We start from the raw sequence: 17,564 nt of genomic DNA on the forward strand, positions 1-17,564 counted from the left end.
GTTGTCAGTGGCGGCCGCCACAATGGACGGGTGAGTACGACCAGCGTTGCCCCAGGCCTCCCCTCGCCCGACCGTGCGCTCCCGCTGCGCGAGGCGCTGCTGGCCCGCGCCTTCACCGTCGACGGGCTGCTCGACCTCCTCGGTGCGTCCGCCTATGCCGCGCTCGCCCGCAGCGAGACCGTCCCCGCGCTCCGAGCCACCCGCGGGGACGGCGATCTGGCCGCGCTGGTGCGGCTGTTCCTGCTGCAGCGGCCCGTGGCGTACGAACGGGCCCTGGCCGCCCTGCCGCTGGAGGAGTGCCTCGCCGACGGCTGGGTGGTGCGTGAGGGCGACGACGTCCGTGCCACGGTCGACGTACGGCCCTACGGCGGGCCCGATGGACAGGACTGGTTCGTCGTCTCCGACCTCGGGTGCGCCGTCGGTGGCGCGGGCGGAGCGGCCGGCCGGGCCGAGGAAGTCGTCCTCGGTGTCGGTGGCGCGTCCACCACGCTGGCGGGCATCACGGTCCGTACGCCGGTGGCCTCCGCGCTCGACCTCGGCACCGGCTCCGGCATCCAGGCGCTGCACGCGGCGCAGCACGCCACCCGGGTCACGGCCACCGATCTGAATCCGCGCGCCCTGCACTTCACGCGGCTCACGCTCGCCCTCTCCGCGGCTCCGGAGGCCGATCTGCGGGAGGGATCGCTCTTCGAGCCGGTGGGTGACGACACGTACGACCTGATCGTGTCGAACCCACCTTTCGTCATCTCTCCCGGTGCGCGGCTGACCTACCGCGACGGTGGGATGGGCGGGGACGATCTGTGCCGCTCGCTGGTTCAGCAGGCGGGGGAGAGGCTGAACCAGGGGGGTTACGCCCACTTCCTCGCCAACTGGCAGCACGTGGAGGGCGAGGAGTGGCAGCAGCGGCTGCGTTCCTGGGTGCCGCGCGGGTGCGACGCCTGGATCGTGCAGCGCGAGGTGCAGGACGTCACGCAGTACGCCGAGCTGTGGCTGCGCGACAGCGGTGACCACCGCGGCGACCCCGAGAAGTACGCCGAGCTGTACGAGGCATGGCTGGATGAGTTCGAGGCGCGGAAGACGCAGGCGATCGGCTTCGGCTGGATCACGCTGCACAAGTCCGGGTCCGCCGCGCCCTCGATCGTCACCGAGGAGTGGCCGCACCCTGTGGAGCAGCCGCTCGGCGCGACGGTGCGGGCGCACTTCGACCGCCAGGACTACCTGCGGACACACGACGACGCCGGCCTCCTCGCCGACCACTTCACGCTCGCTCAGGAAGTCGTCCAGGAGCAGGTGGGTCTGCCGGGAGCGGAGGACCCCGAGCATGTGGTGCTGCGCCAGCACCGAGGGATGCGGCGGGCCACCAAGGTCGACACCGTCGGAGCCGGATTCGCCGGGGCCTGCGACGGCACGCTGAGCGCCGGGCGGATCCTCGACGCGATCGCCCAGCTGATCGAGGAGGACCCGGTGCTGCTGCGCGACCGCACACCGCAGGCACTGCGGTCGCTGGTGGAGGAGGGCTTCCTGGAGCCGGTGCCCCACGAGCCCGTGCCGCCGGTCGCCTGACGGGAGCCGGTGCCCCACGGGAGCGCGTGCTGCCCGGCCGCCCGATACGAGCCCGTGCCGCTGCAGCCCGACACGAGCCCGTGCCCCCGGGCGGCCGAGTGCGGGCTTGAGCCCACGGCCGCCACGCCCGGCGGCCGTGGGAAGGCGGACTTCCCGGCCGCACCATGAGGTGAAATCGGCCAATGCCACCGGCCGGGTGAACCCACGCCGCGTTCACCCGGAATTCGCCCCACTGACTCCCGGAGGTGCCAGCCTCGGCCTTCGGGAGCGACGCCGCACCGGTTCGGCGTCAGGGAAGGGCGGGGCACGGATATGGAGAATGGGCCGGCGATCTTCGCCGGAGCAGCGTTCACGCTGTTCGGAGCCGGACTCCTGGTGTGGACGGGAATGCGTGTGATGCACCGCGCACCGGTCGCACACGGAGTGAGTCCCGCCACGGCAGTCACCCTCGCAACACTCTTCGGGGCCCTCTCCCTGGCCCTCGGGGTCTGGTGCTTCGGCCGCGTCTGACCGGGGGCCCCTGGCGACCTCGTGCCGGTCCGGGCGGCAGGAATGGCCGGAGTCGGGTTACCGTTCGAGTGGCCGTTGCGGGCTTTTGCCGTTTGACACGGGGGCGGGTTGTACCGTCACACTCCGCAGCGACAGCAGCGCCACCGCAGTGCGCCGACCGTGCCGTACCGCCGTGAGCGCCCATCGAGCGTCGACCGGAGAGAAGAGCGAAGTTGTCCCCGACCAGCGAGACCGCACAGGGCGGCCGCCGACTCGTGATCGTCGAGTCGCCTGCCAAGGCGAAGACGATCAAGGGCTATCTCGGCCCCGGCTATGTCGTCGAGGCGAGTGTCGGGCACATCCGCGACCTCCCGAACGGCGCCGCCGAGGTGCCGGAGAAGTACACCGGCGAGGTGCGCCGCCTCGGTGTCGACGTCGACAATGACTTCCAGCCGATCTATGTCGTCAACGCCGACAAGAAGGCCCAGGTCAGGAAGCTCAAGGAGCAGCTCGCCGAATCCGACGAACTCTTCCTCGCCACCGATGAGGACCGCGAGGGCGAGGCGATCGCCTGGCACCTGCTCGAGGTCCTCAAGCCCAAGGTCCCCGTCCACCGGATGGTCTTCCACGAGATCACCAAGGACGCGATCCGCGAGGCCGTCGAGAACCCGCGCGAGCTCAACACGCGCATGGTCGACGCCCAGGAGACCCGCCGCATCCTCGACCGTCTCTACGGCTACGAGGTCTCGCCGGTCCTGTGGAAGAAGGTCATGCCCCGGCTGTCCGCCGGCCGTGTGCAGTCCGTCGCCACCCGCCTCGTCGTCGAGCGGGAGCGCGAGCGCATCGCCTTCCGTTCCGCCGAGTACTGGGATCTGACGGGTACGTTCTCCACCGGCCGCGCCGGTGACGCCTCCGACCCCTCGACGCTCACCGCCCGCCTGAACACGGTCGACGGGCAGCGCGTCGCCCAGGGCCGCGACTTCGGTTCGGACGGTCAGATCAAGTCGGCGCAGGTGCTCCACCTCGACGAGGCGAACGCCCGCTCGCTGGCCGCCGCCCTCGAGAACGCCACGTTCGCGGTCCGCTCGGTCGAGTCCAAGCCGTACCGCCGGTCTCCGTACGCCCCGTTCCGTACGACGACGCTGCAGCAGGAGGCGTCCCGCAAGCTCGGCTTCGGGGCCAAGGCCACCATGCAGGTCGCGCAGAAGCTGTACGAGAACGGCTTCATCACCTATATGCGTACGGACTCCACCACGCTCTCGGACACCGCCGTCTCGGCGGCCCGGGCGCAGGTCACGCAGCTGTACGGCGCCAACTACCTGCCCGACAAGCCGCGGGTGTACGCCGGCAAGGTCAAGAACGCGCAGGAGGCGCACGAGGCGATTCGCCCTTCGGGTGACCGTTTCCGCACCCCGGCCGAGACCGGTCTGACGGGCGACCAGTTCAAGCTCTACGAGCTGATCTGGAAGCGGACCGTCGCCTCCCAGATGAAGGACGCGACCGGTAACTCCGTCACCGTGAAGATCGGCGGGGTCGCCGGCGACGGCCGGGACGCCGAGTTCACCGCGTCCGGTAAGACGATCACCTTCCACGGCTTCATGAAGGCCTACGTGGAAGGCGCCGACGACCCGAACGCCGAGCTCGACGACCGCGAGCGCAGGCTGCCGCAGGTCACCGAGGGTGACGCGCTCACGTCCGAGGAGATCTCGGTCGACGGCCACGCCACCAAGCCGCCCGCCCGCTACACCGAGGCCTCGCTGGTCAAGGAGCTGGAAGAGCGCGAGATCGGCCGCCCGTCGACGTACGCCTCGATCATCGGCACCATCCTCGACCGCGGCTATGTGTTCAAGAAGGGGACGGCGCTCGTGCCGTCGTTCCTGAGCTTCGCCGTGGTCAACCTGCTGGAGAAGCACTTCGGCCGGCTCGTCGACTACGACTTCACCGCGCGCATGGAGGACGACCTCGACCGCATCGCGCGGGGCGAGGCCCAGGCCGTGCCGTGGCTGCGGCGCTTCTACTTCGGTGAGGGCGACGACAAGGGTGCCGCGTCCGCCGCCGGCAACGGCGACGGCGATCACCTCGGCGGCCTCAAGGAACTGGTGACCGACCTCGGCGCCATCGACGCCCGGGAGATCTCCAGCTTCCCGGTCGGCAGCGCGATCGTGCTGCGTGTCGGCCGCTACGGCCCGTACATCGAGCGCGGCGAGAAGGACTCCGAGGGTCACCAGCGCGCCGACGTCCCCGACGACCTGGCGCCGGACGAGCTCACGGTCGAGTACGCGGAGGAGCTGCTGGCCAAGCCGAGCGGTGACTTCGCGCTCGGCACCGACCCGTCGACGGGCCACGAGATCGTCGCGAAGGACGGGCGCTACGGCCCGTACGTGACGGAGGTCCTGCCCGAGGGCACCCCGAAGACCGGCAAGAACGCGGTCAAGCCGCGTACCGCCTCGCTCTTCAAGTCGATGTCGCTGGACACCGTGACCCTCGAGGACGCGCTGAAGCTGATGTCGTTGCCGAGGATCGTCGGCGCCGACACCGAGGGCGTGGAGATCACCGCGCAGAACGGCCGGTACGGCCCGTATCTGAAGAAGGGCACGGACTCGCGCTCCCTGGAGACCGAGGACCAGCTCTTCAACATCACGCTGGAAGAGGCTCTCGCGATCTACGCGCAGCCGAAGCAGCGTGGCCGCGCCGCCGCCAAGCCGCCGCTCAAGGAGCTGGGCACCGACCCGGTGAGCGAGCGTCCCGTGGTGGTCAAGGACGGCCGCTTCGGCCCGTACGTCACCGACGGCGAGACGAACGCGACCCTGCGGACCGACGACAGCGTCGAGGAGATCACGCCGGAGCGCGGTTACGAGCTCCTCGCGGAGAAGCGTGCCAAGGGTCCCGCCAAGAAGACGGCGAAGAAGGCCCCGGCCAAGAAGGCGCCGGCGAAGAAGGCGGCCGCGAAGAAGACCGCGGCCAAGAAGACGACCACCGCGAAGAAGACGGCGGCGAAGAAGACGGTCGCCAAGAAGTCGGCGGCGACGGCGAGGACCACGTCCGCGCCGGCCTCGTCCTCGGACGAGTAGGACGACTGGGCCGTCGGTCCGCGGATCGACGGCCGGTCCGGTTCGCTCGGCTTCGTGCGCATTCCGTACGGATTCACAGGGGCGCTTTGTGCGGGGGTGCGGCAGGTGGATGCCGACCCCTCCGTACAAAGCGCCCGTTTGTTCGGACGGGCCTCCGGGGAGTCGTACGCTCCGGATAGGCTGGGCGGATGACGCGAGCCGAGCAGCCAGCCGAGCAGCAGGCGGTCGTGAGCACCGCCTCAGAGACTGCCTCAGACTCCGACACCCTTGCCGCAGACTCCCGTGAGCGCGCTGTGCGCGCTCTCCTGCGCTTCCCTCCGTTGAGGAGACTCTGGAACGCGCAGATCGTCGGCGGTATCGGCGACGCCCTTTCCGTGTTCGTCCTTCTGCTGCTGACCCTTCAGGCGGCGGTGCTGGCGGGCACGTTCGGCGACGGTTACCGCGGCGCGGCGTTCGCCGTCGCCGCCGTTCTCGGCGCCCGCGTCCTCGCCACGCTCCTCTTCGGAGCCGTTCTGCTGGGTCCGCTGACGACCCTCACCTCGCCCAAGGGCCCGCTCGACCGCCGCTGGACCATGATCGGGGCGGACGGACTGCGGGCCGTTCTGCTGATCGTCGCCCCGCTGTGGGTGGACTGGACCCTCGACAACGCGGCGGCGATCCTGCTGATCACCGTGTTCGTCGCGGGAGTTGCCGAGCGCTTCTGGACCGTCGCCCGCGACGGTGCCGCGCCCGCGCTGCTGCCCGCCCCGCCGCCGGAGGGTGCGGCGGTACGCCCGCTGCCCGACCACCTCGACGCGCTGCGCCGGCTCTGGCTGCGCACCGGTTTCGCCGTCATTCCCCTCGGCGCCGCGGTGCTGCTGGTCGCCACCCTGATCGGCAACCTCCTGGCCACCGGCCTGGAATGGTTCTCGCTGCACCAGGCGGCCCTCGGGTCGTACGTCGCCGCCGGACTCTTCGCCGCCTCCGTGTCGACGCTGTACTTCATCGAGCTTCCCGGCTCCTCGACGCCGAGGCCGCGTTCGCCGCTCGAAGGGCTGCGACGGCCGTCCACCGGGGGCACCCTCGACAAGGGGCGCACCGGAGCCATACCGCTGTTCGTCCTCGCCTGTGCCGCGGTCGCCGCGGCGATCTCGTCGGCCGTCGCCGTCGCCGTCCTGCACGCCGTCGACCTCGGCGGCGGACCCGCCGCGTTCGCCCTGCTGGTCCTCGTGCTGACCGGCGGCACGGGGCTCGGCATCCGGGGTGCCGCGTCGGTCCTGCCGTCGCTCTCGCGCCGGCGCCTCCTCGTCCTGGCCCTCACGGTCACCGGAGTGGCACTGCTCGCGATGGGGCTCGTGCCGGACACGGCGACCGTGCTGCTGCTCGCGCTGCTCGCGGGCTTCTCGGCCGGAGTCGCCGCGAACATCGGCCACACGCTCATCGACCAGGAGGCGGAGGACTTCCGAAGGGCCCGGATCACCGAGCACCTCCAGGCCGTCGTCCGGGTCGCCATCGCCGTCGGCGCGGTCGCGGCCCCCCTGCTCGCCGCGGCCATCGGGCCGCACCGGCTGGCGAGCGGAGACTTCGTCTTCGCCCACGGCGGTGCCGGATTCACCCTGATGCTGGTGGGCGCGCTCCTGCTGCCCGTCGCCGCGATCGTCCTCGCGAAGACCGACGACCGCTCCGGCGTTCCGCTGCGCCGCGATCTGCGTGACGCGCTGCGCGGCGGCGCCGACCCGGCCGTGGCACCCGCCGGCACCGGGTTCTTCCTCGCGATAGAGGGCGGTGACGGAGCCGGGAAGTCCACCCAGGTCGAGGCCCTCGCCCAGTGGATCCGCGCCAAGGGCCACGAGGTCGTCGTCACTCGCGAGCCGGGGGCGACGCCGGTCGGCAAGCGGCTGCGGTCCATCCTGCTCGACGTCTCGTCCGCCGGTCTGTCGAACCGCGCCGAGGCACTGCTGTACGCCGCGGACCGCGCCGAACACGTCGGATCGGTCGTCCGGCCCGCGCTGGAACGTGGCGCCATCGTCATCTCCGACCGCTACATCGACTCCTCCGTCGCCTACCAGGGCGCCGGTCGCGATCTGTCGCCCACCGAGATCGCACGGATCTCGCGCTGGGCCACGGACGGGCTCGTACCGCATCTGACGGTGCTGCTCGACGTCTCGCCGGAGGCCGCGCGGGAACGCTTCACGGAGGCGCCGGACCGGCTGGAGTCCGAGCCGGCGGAGTTCCACCAGCGGGTGCGGTCGGGCTTCCTGACGCTCGCCGCCGCCGACCCGGGCCGCTATCTGGTGGTGGACGCCGGCCAGGAGCCGGAGGCCGTCACCACTGTCGTACGCCACCGCCTCGACCAGCTGCTGCCCCTGTCCGACGCCGAGATCAAGGCGCAGGAGGAGGCCCGCAAGGCGGCCGAGGAGGAAGCCCGCCGCAAGGCCGAGGAAGAGGCCGCGCGCAAGGCGGAGGAGGAGCGGCTCGAGCGCGAGCGCCAGGAACAGCTGGCCAAGCTCCGTGCCGAGGAGGAGGAGCGCAAGCGCCGCGAGCTGGAGGAGGCGCGGCAGCGCGAGGCCGAACGGCAGGCGGAGGAGGCCCGGCAGCGGGCCGAGGAGGCGCGACGCCTCGCGGAGGAGGAACGCCGACGCCGCGAGGCAGAGGAGAAGACCCGCCGCGAGGAGGAAGAGCGCCGGCGCAAGCAGGCGGAGGAGGAGGCCCGGCTGCGGGCCGAGGCCGACGAGCGTCGTCTGGAGAAGCAGCGCAAGGCCGAGGAAGCCCTGCTGCGGGCGGAGGAGGCGCGCCGGCTGGCGGAGGCGGCGGCAGCGGCTGCTGTGCCTGCCGCCGAGGTGACTGCTCCCACGCCCGTGGTGCGGCCGGAAGAGGTGACGCAGGAGGTGCCGCAGCCTCCGGCGGCCGCGGCGGACGAGACGGCGGTCCTTCCGCCGGTGCGGGACAACGACGAGACGGCTGTGCTGCGGCCGGTGCGGGACGCGGAGGAGACCGCGGTGATTCCGCAGGTGCGGGAGGCGGACGAGACGGCCGTTCTTCCGCCGGTGCGGGACCAGGAGCCGGTGCAGGATCGAGGGCCCGCGCAGGAGGGCGGCTCGGACCGTACGCGTGAGCTCCCGCAGGTCGACCCGGCGACGGGGCGCCCGCGGCGGCGCTCTGACTGGGCGGAGGAGACCCCGCTGGACGATCTGCCGACGCTGGCGGACGAACTGCTGGGTCCGCACGACGAGGACGACAACGGGCGCCGGGGGCGCGGCGGCCGCTGAGGCGTGTTGTCGCCATCTCCGTCCGGGGGCCGGGCTCGGCTCCCGGACGGCCCGGCTCCCGGACAGCGCGGTGCCTTCGGGCCCGGTTGCGCGCCCCCTCTTGCGCCCCGCTCTTGCCGCTCGGCAATCGAGCGCGTGCGCTGAGTGTCAGACCCCTGCCCCACAATGGGAGCCCCAGGACAAAGGCAGGTGACGGCGCATGACCGTGTGGGACGAACTGGTCGGACAGGACCGGGTGCAGGTGCAGCTCGGTGCCGCCGCGCAGGACGCCGACACCCTGGTCAGCGCCGAGTCCCGTGGTGAAGCCGCCCCCGAGGCTTCGAAGATGACCCACGCCTGGCTGTTCACCGGTCCGCCGGGATCGGGACGGTCCACCGCGGCGCGCGCGTTCGCCGCCGCGCTCCAGTGCGTCAGCCCCGACCGGGCCCTCGGCGCGGCCCCCGGATGCGGATTCTGCGACGGCTGTCACACCGCCCTCGTGGGCACGCATGCCGACGTCGACGTCGTCCGCACCGACATGCTGTCCATCGGCGTCAAGGAGACCCGCGAGCTCGTCCGCCGCGCCCAGCTCTCTCCTGCTGTCGGCCGCTGGCAGGTGATCATCCTGGAGGACGCCGACCGGCTCACCGAGGGCGCCGGCAACGTTCTGCTGAAGGCCGTGGAGGAGCCCGCACCCCGCACGGTGTGGCTGCTGTGCGCGCCGTCGCTGGAGGACGTGCTGCCGACCATCCGCTCGCGCTGCCGGCACCTCACCCTGCGTACGCCGCCGGTCGACGCCGTCGCCGATGTGCTGATCCGGCGGGACGGCATCGAGCCCCACGTGGCGGCCGCGGCCGCGCGGGCCACGCAGGGCCACATCGGTCGGGCGCGCCGGCTCGCGACCGACGAGAAGGCCCGGGCGCGCAGGGCCACCGTGCTCAAGCTGCCGCTGCGTGTGGACGACGTCGGAGGCTGTCTGAAGGCCGCGCAGGAACTGATCGACGCCGCGGCCGAGGACGCCAAGCAGGTCGCGGACGAGGTCGACACCAAGGAGACCGAGGAGCTGAAGGCAGCCCTCGGCGCGGCGCAGGGCGGACGGATGCCACGCGGGACCGCGGGCGTGATGAAGGACCTGGAGGACCGGCAGAAGCGCCGCAAGACACGTACACAGCGCGACACCCTGGACCTCGCCCTCAGTGACCTGACCGGTTTCTACCGCGATGTCCTCGCGCTCCAGCTCGGCTCCGGCATTGCGATCGCCAACGGAGACGTACAGGACTCGCTGGACCGGATCGCCGGATCGTCCACCCCCGAGCGCACCCTGCGCCGTATCGAGGCGATCACCGCGTGCCGCGAGGCGCTGGAGGCGAATGTGGCGCCTCTGCTGGCGGTCGAGGCGATGACGATGGCGCTGCGGGCCGGCTGACCGGGCGGGACGGTGGCGCGTCATCGCACCGGACGACGTGTCCCGAACGGTGGGGCCGTCCGTGGTTGACCGGCTCACTCGTACGCGCGCGGACGGGCATCTTCCGGTCTCGTCGCCTACGCTCCGGGCATGGACACAAGGCGCTGGTTCCGCAAGTCCGCCCTCGCGCTGGCGACCGCCGGCCTGCTGATCTCCGGCTGTACGGACGGGAATTCGTCCTCCAGCGCCGCCGGGTCCACACCGAGCGGCGGCGCGGCCCCGAGCGCCGCTCTCCAGCCGTACTACGCGCAGAAGCTGAAGTGGCGGGCCTGCGGAGTCGAGGGCTTCGAGTGCTCCACGATGAAGGCGCCCCTCGACTACGCGAAGCCGGACGGCGACTCCGTGAAGCTGGCTGTCGCCCGCAAGAAGGCCACGGGCCCGGGCAAGCGCCTCGGCTCGCTCCAGGTCAACCCGGGCGGGCCCGGCGGCTCGGCGATCGGCTATCTCCAGAGCTACGCGGGCGTCGGCTACCCCGCGCCGGTCCGCGCCCAGTACGACATGGTCGCCATCGACCCTCGCGGGGTCGCCCGCAGCGAACCCGTCGAGTGCCTCACGGGCAAGGAGATGGACGCGTACACGCAGGTCGACCAGACCCCCGACGACGCCGCCGAGGCCACCGAGCTGTCCGGGGCGCTCAAGAACTTCGCGGCGGGCTGCGAGCAGCGTTCCGGCAAGATCCTTCCGCATGTGTCCACGGTGGACGCGGCGCGTGACATGGACATCCTGCGGTCCGTGCTGGGCGACAAGAAGCTCTCGTACGTCGGCGCTTCGTACGGCACCTTCCTCGGCGCCACGTATGCCGAGCTGTTCCCCGACCGCACCGGCCGTCTCGTCCTCGACGGTGCGATGGACCCGTCGCTGCCGTCGCGGCAGATGAACCGCGACCAGACCGCCGGGTTCGAGACGGCGTTCCAGTCCTTCGCCGCGGACTGCGTCAAGCAGCCGGACTGCCCGCTCGGCACCACGTCCGCGGCGGACGCGTCCACTCGGCTCAAGGCCTTCTTCACCCGGCTCGACGCCCAGCCCGTCCCGACCGGCGAGAGCCGCGCGCTGGGCGAGTCGCTGGCGACGACGGGAGTGATCGCCGCGATGTACGACGAGGCGGCCTGGCCGCAGCTCCGCCAGGCCCTCACCGACGCGATGGCGGGCCAGGGCGCGCCGCTCCTGTCCCTGGCGGACAGCTACTACGAGCGTGAGGGCGACGGCTCGTACGCGAACCTGATGTACGCCAACGCCGCCGTGAACTGCGTGGACCTGCCGCCGGCCTTCGGCGGCCCGTCGGCGGTCCAGTCGGCGCTCCCGGAGTTCGAGAAGGCGTCCCCGGTCTTCGGTCGCGGCTTCGCCTGGGCCTCGCTGAACTGCGCCTACTGGCCGGTCCCCGCCACGGGCAAGCCGCACCGCATCGAGGCGAAGGGAGCGGCCCCGATCGTGGTCGTCGGCACGACGCGCGACCCGGCGACCCCCTACAAGTGGGCGCAGGGCCTGGCCGGCCAGCTCTCGTCGGGCACGCTGCTGACGTACGAGGGCGACGGTCACACGGCGTATGGGCGGGGCAGCGACTGCGTGGACACGGCGATCAACACCTACCTGCTGGAGGGCACCACCCCACCGAAGAACAAGACCTGCAGCTGACGCCGGGCGGGGGACCCGGGGGCCGTGGCGGGGGCTCCCGGGGGTGGTTCGGGGCACCCGGAACAACCCTGTAGACTTGGCGCCGCTGCTGATGCGAACGTGTTCTCGCGAGGACAGGTATCGCCGCAGGCAGCTTGCCGCCTTAGCTCAGTTGGCCAGAGCAACGCACTCGTAATGCGTAGGTCTCGGGTTCGAATCCCGAAGGCGGCTCTGTGGAAGCCTCAGGACTCACTCGCCGTGACCTGGGGCTTTTGCTTTTAAGGGATGCGGCGGCGGGCGCGGGAGCGGGCCGTGCGTGTGTCGGTGGTCTCCGTTCTGGTCCCAGTGGGCCCGAGACGGGCCGGGGGAACGGGTGCGAAGCACTCGCCCTTGCACCGCAGGGCGTCCCTCGGCAGGTGTGATCCGCCCCGCACCCATCGCCGGATCCGGGTGGTCCGGGTATGCCGGAGGATCCCCGAGCAGAGACATCGCGTCGATCGCCACCTTCCTCGCCTTGCGGCGGTGCCGGTTCTCGCTGCCCTTCCGCGGCACGGTCGCCAACTCCTCGGCCGCTGCTCGCTGCTGGGCACTCTTCGCCCGCAGTCCGGGCTCCCCAGCGCGCCAACCCCACTGCCACGCAAAGCAGTTGAGCTGTCGTGCAGTTGTCGTCGACCCTCGGGGGGATAGGGCGCGCACTCCACGAGCGAGGGGGTTTCCTGCGGTGCGCATGGCACCAGCGTGCGCCGCGAAGGGCCGGGAACCGGTGGGACCCGACGGGGCGTCACATGCAAGAGTGATCATAGGATTTTGAGCTTGCAGGTGGGAACGGGGGCTGGTGCGTCGTGGGTTACACGATTCCCGAGGGCGTCGACACGATGCTCGATGTGGTCGGTGTGGGCTGGCCGAACGTGGACGAGGACGCGTACCGCGACATGGCGGACTCGTTGCGGGAGTTCGCGGACGACGCTGACGACGACGCGGGGGCCGCGTACGGGCACATCCAGAAGCTGCTCTCCAGCGGGCAGAGTGAATCGCTGACCGCTCTGGACCAGCACTGGTCGAAGGTGCAGGGCAAGCACAAGGACCTGGGCAAGGCGGCCCGGCTCGTCGCGGGCGCGCTCGACCGGGTGGCCGACATCATCGTCGCCCGGAAGATCGCCGCGGTCGGCGAACTGGCCGATCTGTGCGCCACGGTGGGTATCACGCTCGCGTTCGCACCGGTGACGGCCGGCCTGTCGACCCTCATCGCCGGAGCGAAGATCGCCGCCACCCGCATCGCCTTCAAGAGGATTCTGAAGGAGATGGTGGAGGCCGCCGTCTCCGAGATCGTCGCGACACTCACCGAGCCCGCGGTCGCCGCGATCGAGAACATCGTCGCCGACCTGGCCATCCAGACCGCGCTGAACGTGGCAGGCGTACAGGACGGCTACAACACCGACCAGACCGTCCAGGCCGGCAAGGACGGAATGCAGATCAACTCCGCCGGCGGCCCCACCGGCCCCGGACCCGGCGGTGGCCCGAAGATCGACCACGACGCGCACGGCAACGCCGGCATGCATCTGGCCAACGTGCAGATCTCCATGAAGACCCGGGCGGGCAGCAAGCTCGGCAAGGCCAAGGGGCACCACGGCCGCGCCAAGGGCAAGGACTCCCTGACCGCCGTTCTCGACACCACCATCGAAGGCATCACCGAGAAACTCACCAAGGCACTCAACGACCTGGGCGACCACGTCGGCAAGAAGGTCCCCGACGCGATCAGGGGCGGCTCCAAGAAGCACAAGGACACGGACGGCGACGTCCGCGACCGCGTCAAAGCCATCGCGGCGAAGGACGGCAAGGACAAAGGCGGCCTCGAAGGCCGGAGAGACAGGTCCGAGGAGGGCCGCCGCCGTCCCAAGTCGCTGCGGGAGGCGGGAGAACGGGCCCGCGAACTCGCGGCTTCGCTGTTCAAGCGGCGATGCAAGACCGACCCCGTGGACGTCGCGTCGGGCGAGATGGTTCTCACCCAGACCGACGTCTCGCTTCCGGGAGTGCTGCCGCTGGTGCTTCAGCGCACGCACATCTCGAGTTACCGGTTCGGGCACTGCTTCGGAGCCAGTTGGACCTCCACCCTGGACGAACGCCTGGAGCCGGCCGGCACGGGCGCAGCCTGGGCCCGCGAGGACGGCTCGGTCCTCTTCTACCCCCACCTGCCGGCGGAGGAGGGCGACGAGGTCCTCCCCCTGGAGGGAGACCGGATACCGCTCGCCTTCGTCGAACGTACGGCGCTGGGTGACGTCACGTATGAAGCCCTGGACCGGCACTCGGGCCACTCGCGGCGGTTCACCGGCAACCCCTTCAAGGGGGGTGGCCTGTACTGGCTGTCCGAAGTGGAGGACCGCAACGGCAATGTCTTCCGCATAGGGCGCGCTGAGAACGGGCTGCCGTCGATGGTGGTGCACGAGGGCGGGTACCGGCTCGCTGTGTCGTCGGACGCCTCACTGGGACGGATCACCGGGCTGAGTCTGCAGACGCCGGACGGACCGGTCGAGGTCGCCGCGTTCGGATACGACGATCAGGGACGACTGGAAGCCGTACGGAACTTCTCCGGGGATCCGCTGCTGTTCACCTATGACGACGAGCAGCGTGTGACGTCGTGGACCGACCGTAACGGCTACACCTACCGGTACGTCTACGACGCGGCCGGCCGTGTCGTGCAGACCATCGGTCCGGACGGCGCGCTGTCCTCCCACTTCTCCTACGACGACACCGCGCGCGTCACCCGCTTCACCGACTCGACCGGCGCGGTGACGGTCTCCCGGCTCAACGCCTCCGGCCAGGTGATCGCGGAAACCGATCCCCTGGGGAACACCGTCCTGCGCCAGTGGGACCCGTACGACAATCTGCTCTCCCGCACCGATGAACTGGGCAATGTCGCCGAGTTCACCTGGGACGAGCGCGGGAATCTGACGTCGATCCGACGCCCTGACGGCACCGTCACCTCCGCCGTCTACAACGACTTCGACCTGCCGGTAGAGATATCCCATCCCAACGGTGCGGTATGGCGGCAGCGGTTCGACGGCCGCGGCAACCGCATCTCCCTCACCACCCCCAATGGCACGTCCTCCTCCTACCGCCTCGACGCCCAGGGCGCCGTGGTCGAGGAGACCGACCCCACCGGCGCGGTCCGCCGCATCGAGCACGACAGCGTCGGCGTCGCCCTGGCGGTCACCGACCCGCTCGGACAGCGCGCGACGGTCGAACGGGACGCCCTCGGCCACCCCCTGCGCACGACCGACCCGAACGGGGCCGTCACCGTCATGGAATGGCGGGCGGAGGGCTGGCTCTCCCGCCGTGTCCACCCCGACGGCGCGGAGGAGTCCTGGACCTGGGACGCCGAAGGCAACTGCCTTTCGCACACCGACCCCCGGGGCGACACGACGCGGTTCGAGTACACCCACTTCGACCTTCTCTCCGCCCGCACCGGAGCGGACGGAGCACGCTACGAGTTCGTGTACGACACCGAGTTGCGGCTCACCGAGGTGCGCAACCCGCAGGGCCTCACCTGGACATACGTCTACGATGCGGCCGGCAACACCGTCTCCGAGACCGACTTCGACGACCGGACCGCCACCTACGCGTACGACGCAGCCGGCCGCCTCGTGCGGCACACGACGCCGCAGGGCGACGAGATCCGCACCGCGTACGACGTGTGCGGCCGGGTCGTGTCCAAGGACGTGGCCGGCCACGTCACGCACTACACCTATGACGCCGACGGTGAACCTCTGAGTGCGGCCTCGGCCACGTCGACGGTGGTGTGGGAACGGGACGGGCTGGGCCGCGTGGTGGCGGAAACCGTCGACGGGCGGACCATGCGGTTCCAGTACGACGCCGCGGGGCGAACCGTGCGGCGGACGACTCCTTCCGGGGCGGTGTCGGAGTCCGTCTACGACGCCGTGGGCAATCGCACCGTCCTGCGCGGCGGCAGCCACACTCTGGCGTTCACCCACGACCCCTGCGGCCGGGAACTGACCCGCACCATCGGCCGGGAGGCCCCCGCGGTGACGCTCACATCGGCCTGGGACGCGGCGGGACGGCTGGCCTCGCACCTGCTCTCCAGGCCCGGGGAGACCGTACGCGCGCGTTCCTTCGCCTATCGCGCGGACGGCTTTCTCGAGCGGATCACCGACGAGGTCAGGAACACGAGCACGCACTTCGCACTCGACACGGTGGGACGCCCGGTCCGGGTGACGGCGGACAACTGGACCGAGACCTACGCGTACGACGCGGCAGGCAACCAGACCGAGGGCACGTGGCCCGACGCCGCTCGCCGGACCGAGGCCCGGGGCACACGCACCTTCGAGGGCACGCGGCTGCTGGCCGCCGGCAATGTGCGCTGCGAGTACGACGCCGCCGGACGTACGGTGCTGCGCCAACGGACGCGCCTGTCCCGCAAGCCCGACACCTGGCACTACACCTGGGACGCAGAGAGCCGGCTGGTCGCCTGCCGTACCCCCGACGGGGCACTGTGGCGGTACACCTACGATCCGCTCGGCAGGCGAACCGCCAAGCACCGCATGTCCGAAGACGGCAGCAGCGTCGTCCACTCCGTGCTCTTCACCTGGGACGGAACGCGGCTCGTCGAGCAGACGGACACCGCGAACGACACCACGCACACCTGGGACTACAACGGGCGCGTGCCGCTGGCCCAGCGAGAGTGCCGAGCCCGTCGGGACGGCGTCCCCGGGGCGGGCGCGGAGACGGATTCCCGGTTCTTCGCGATCGTCACCGACCTGATCGGTGCCCCGAGCGAGCTCGTCGACGAGCAGGGCAACGTCGGATGGCATGCCCGAACCACCGTGTGGGGCAGCACGCTGTGGAACCGGGATGCCGTGGCGTACACACCGCTGCGGTTGCCGGGCCAGTACGACGACCCGGAGACCGGTCTCTACTACAACTGCTTCCGCTACTACGACCCCACCACCGCGCGCTATGCCAGCCCCGACCCGCTCGGGCTCGCAGCGGCGCCGAACCCGGTCGCCTACGTCACCAACCCGCATGCCTGGATGGACCCCGAGGGTCTGAAGATCGCCAAGGGCTGCACCGAGTCAGGCGGTTGGTACAGCGGGATGACCCCCGCCAACCTCAAGGACGACGACGGCAATCGGCGCACGGACGTCGACATGGAGATCAACCACATCCCGGCGAAGAATGCCTACGCACATCTGGACGAGCCCGGCTTCCGGACGAACGCGGACGGTGGCGGCGCCGGAATGGGCCCGGCCATCAGGATGGAGTACGACGATCACCGTAAAATGACGAGCACCGGATCGAGCCACAAGTCGATCAAGTGGCGCGCCGATCAGAGAGCGCTGATCGATGCGGGGCGGTGGGACAAGGCGATGAAGATGGACATCGACGAATGCCGCCGCAAGTTCGGCTCCAAGTACGACACACACATCGCCGACATGATCTCCAGTCTGGAAAACAACCGGAAGTTCCAGAAGATGCTCACGAAGCGCGGCTGGACGATCGACTACGACATTCTCAAGTAGAGCGCAGAAGGAGCACCTGTGGACATTGTTCTGGACCCGCCCCACGGCGCCGGCCCTGTACGGCTGGGAATGTCCCTCGACGAAGCGGTCGCGGCGGTGTCCCCGTGGGGACCCCACGAGGTCGAGCAGGACGACGACGAGAGGACGATCTACACCTCCTGCGGCAATGTGCGCGTCAACATCCTGCTGGAGGACTCCGGCAAGGCAGTCACCGCAGTCGAGTTGTGGTGGCCGGGTGAGGGCCGGGAGGCGGACGCGCGGGTCCTGCTCGACGGCGACGACGTCTTCGCCACCCCCGCCGAGGACCTGTTCCGCCGGGCGGCCGAGCGTGGCTGGACCGTCAACACCTCGGAGGCCGAGTACCCCTACATTCCCGGCGTCTCCCTCGGCTTCACCCGGCAGACCAGCCAAGAGGTGCCCCGCACCGCACAAGGGCTTCCGATCCACGTGACCTCGGTCCTGGTCGCGGGCGAGCAGTACTACAACTGACAAACGCCTGACATACGACTGGCTCACCACTGGCTCATGGCCGCGAGCAGGTGCCGGCGGGGTTCCTCCCCGGGATCGAGGAATCCCCGCTCGCCGGGCACCTCGTTCCGGCCAG

Annotated in this window: 8 protein-coding genes and 1 tRNA gene; all 9 read left to right on the forward strand. The window is 70.8% G+C overall.

Annotated features, from left to right (window positions below; all coding sequences use genetic code 11):
- Positions 1-30 precede the first annotated feature (30 nt).
- The 9 genes from ACQPWZ_RS19825 (at position 31) to ACQPWZ_RS19865 (ending at position 17,449) form a co-directional block, all read left to right on the forward strand.
- Complete coding sequence (locus tag ACQPWZ_RS19825; RefSeq protein WP_433572021.1) at positions 31-1,563, forward strand: DUF7059 domain-containing protein; 1,533 nt, start codon at positions 31-33, stop codon at positions 1,561-1,563.
- A gap of 312 nt (positions 1,564-1,875) precedes the next feature.
- Positions 1,876-2,073, forward strand: a complete 198-nt coding sequence (locus ACQPWZ_RS19830) for a hypothetical protein (RefSeq protein ID WP_340474435.1) — start codon at positions 1,876-1,878, stop codon at positions 2,071-2,073.
- A 212-nt stretch (positions 2,074-2,285) separates the two neighbouring features.
- The gene (topA, locus tag ACQPWZ_RS19835) at positions 2,286-5,123 is read left to right on the forward strand and encodes a type I DNA topoisomerase (protein ID WP_433572022.1); all 2,838 of its coding nucleotides are present in this window, start codon (positions 2,286-2,288) and stop codon (positions 5,121-5,123) included.
- 188 nt (positions 5,124-5,311) lie between these two features.
- Positions 5,312-8,371 carry a dTMP kinase gene (tmk, locus tag ACQPWZ_RS19840; protein WP_433572023.1) on the forward strand — a complete coding sequence of 1,020 codons (3,060 nt, stop codon included), beginning with the start codon at positions 5,312-5,314 and terminating at the stop codon, positions 8,369-8,371.
- A gap of 199 nt (positions 8,372-8,570) precedes the next feature.
- The gene (locus ACQPWZ_RS19845; protein ID WP_340474438.1) at positions 8,571-9,776 is read left to right on the forward strand and encodes a DNA polymerase III subunit delta'; all 1,206 of its coding nucleotides are present in this window, start codon (positions 8,571-8,573) and stop codon (positions 9,774-9,776) included.
- A gap of 129 nt (positions 9,777-9,905) precedes the next feature.
- A complete protein-coding gene (locus ACQPWZ_RS19850; protein WP_340474440.1) occupies positions 9,906-11,447 on the forward strand; it encodes an alpha/beta hydrolase in 1,542 nt (513 codons plus the stop codon).
- 136 nt (positions 11,448-11,583) lie between these two features.
- Positions 11,584-11,657, forward strand: a tRNA-Thr gene (locus tag ACQPWZ_RS19855).
- A 611-nt stretch (positions 11,658-12,268) separates the two neighbouring features.
- On the forward strand, positions 12,269-16,960 hold the full coding sequence (locus ACQPWZ_RS19860) for a DUF6531 domain-containing protein (RefSeq protein ID WP_433572024.1): 4,692 nt from the start codon (positions 12,269-12,271) through the stop codon (positions 16,958-16,960).
- A gap of 18 nt (positions 16,961-16,978) precedes the next feature.
- Complete coding sequence (locus ACQPWZ_RS19865) at positions 16,979-17,449, forward strand: hypothetical protein (protein ID WP_340474443.1); 471 nt, start codon at positions 16,979-16,981, stop codon at positions 17,447-17,449.
- Positions 17,450-17,564 lie beyond the last annotated feature (115 nt).

This window comes from Streptomyces sp. CA-251247 (assembly GCF_050952975.1).
Taxonomy (GTDB): Bacteria; Actinomycetota; Actinomycetes; order Streptomycetales; family Streptomycetaceae; genus Streptomyces; species Streptomyces achmelvichensis.